Source organism: Stenotrophomonas sp. P5_B8, from assembly GCF_054049855.1.
The window spans coordinates 1-1847 of sequence record NZ_JBFULO010000593.1; the positions used below are offsets into that span (position 1 = coordinate 1).

Consider the following 1847-nt stretch of genomic DNA (forward strand, 5'->3'; position numbering starts at 1 on the left):
TCCAGACCGTGCTCATGCAGCCCGGCGGCAGCGGCGGGACCATCACCAGCACGCCCTTCTGCCCGGGAGCCACTTCCTCGCCGGTGTTCTCATCGATCACCTTCATCTTGTAACCAAGATTCGGGAAACCCGGCGAACCGAAGCGCACCGGCTTCATGTCCACGCCCGGCAGCAGGGTGAGCGCCGGCCAGCCGGTCTCGGTCTGCCAGTAGTTGTCGATGATCGGCTTGCCGAGCGCATCGTTGATCCAGTGCGCGGTGGGTTCGTCGAGCGGTTCGCCGGCGAGGAACACGTACTTGAGCGCATCCAGGTCGTGGCGGCGGATGAAATCGGTGTCGTGCTTTTTCAGCACACGGATCGCGGTGGGCGAGGAGAACAGCGTACGCACCCCGTACTGCTCGCACAGCGCCCACCAGATGCCCGGGTCCGGGTTGGTCGGCAGCCCTTCGTACAGCAGTGAGGTGCAGCCGCCGATCAGCGGTCCGTACACGTTGTAAGAATGCCCGACCGCCCAGCCGACATCCGAGGTGGAGAACATCACCTGTCCCGGCTTGCAGTCGAAGACGGTCTGCATCGACTGCGCCATCGCCACCGCGTAGCCGCCGACATCGCGCTGCACGCCCTTGGGCTTGCCGGTGGTGCCGGAGGTGTACAGCAGATAGCTCGGCTCGCTGGATTCCAGCCACACCACCGGCACGTCCTGGTCACCCACTTCCTCGCGCAGGGTGGCGTAGTCGACATCGCGGCCGGGCACCTTCGGCTCGGCCGGATCCAGTCCGCGCGACACGATCAGCACGTGCGGCGGCGGCGACGTGGCTTCGGCGCAGGCGGCATCGACCATCGCCTTGTACGGAATCACCTTGCCGCCGCGCTTGCCGGCATCGGCCGCGATCAGCAGCTTGGGCGCGGCATCGTCGATGCGCAGCGCCAGGTTGTGCGCGGCGAAGCCGCCGAACACCACCGAATGGATCGCGCCGATGCGCGCGCAGGCCAGCATCGCGAACACCGCCTCGGCCATGTTCGGCATGTAGATCACCACGCGGTCGCCGCGCTGCACGTCCAGCCGCTGCAGCACGGCGGCGAATGCGTTCACCTCGCGATACAGCGCGCGGTAGGTGATCTCGCGGGTCACGTCGGTTTCGGTGGAGATGGCCACCAGCGCCAACTGATCGGGGCGATCGACCAGATGGCGGTCGACGGCGTTGTAGCAGAGATTGGTTTCACCGCCGACGAACCAGCGCCGGAACGGCGGGGTGCTGTAGTCGAGGATCTGTTCCGGTGGCTTGTGCCAGTAGATGCGCTGCGCCTCCTCCGCCCAGAACGCCTCGGGTTCGTCGATGGAACGTCGGTACATTTCCTCGTACTGCATGACAGCCCTCCCAGACAAAGCCATGCGTCGAGCATAGTCCGATGGTGGGGCGTGGGCYGTCCGACCTTGGTCGTAGGRCCRGGTAGAGCCGAGCCATGCTCGGCTGCTTCGGCRCCGATCGTTGCCRTGCTGCGCACGGCCAGGTAGAGCCGAGCCATGCTCGGCTGCTTCGGCACCGATCATTGCCGTGCTGCGCACGGCCAGGTAGAGCCGAGCCATGCTCGGCTGCTTCGGCRYMGATCGTTGYCGTGCTGCGCACGGCCRGCCGAGCATGGCTCGGCTCTACCGGGTCGTTCACSGRCCGATCCTTGACCCGCGTKTRCGCRCCGTTTGTCGAGCATCGTCCGAGGGTGGGGCGTGGGCYGTCCGACCTTGGTCGTAGRACCRGGTAGAGCCGAGCCATGCTCGGCTGCTTCGGCGTCGATCGTTGCCGTGCTGCGCACGGCYAGCCGAGCATGGCTCGGCTCTACCGGGTCGT

Annotated in this window: 1 protein-coding gene; it reads right to left on the reverse strand. The window is 66.6% G+C overall.

Annotation, left to right across the window (positions count from 1 at the left end):
* A partial coding sequence (locus ACXJKH_RS19705) for an AMP-binding protein (protein ID WP_457321897.1) occupies positions 1–1369 on the reverse strand: 1369 nt, incomplete at its 3' end.
* Between the last annotated feature and the right edge of the window lie 478 nt (positions 1370–1847).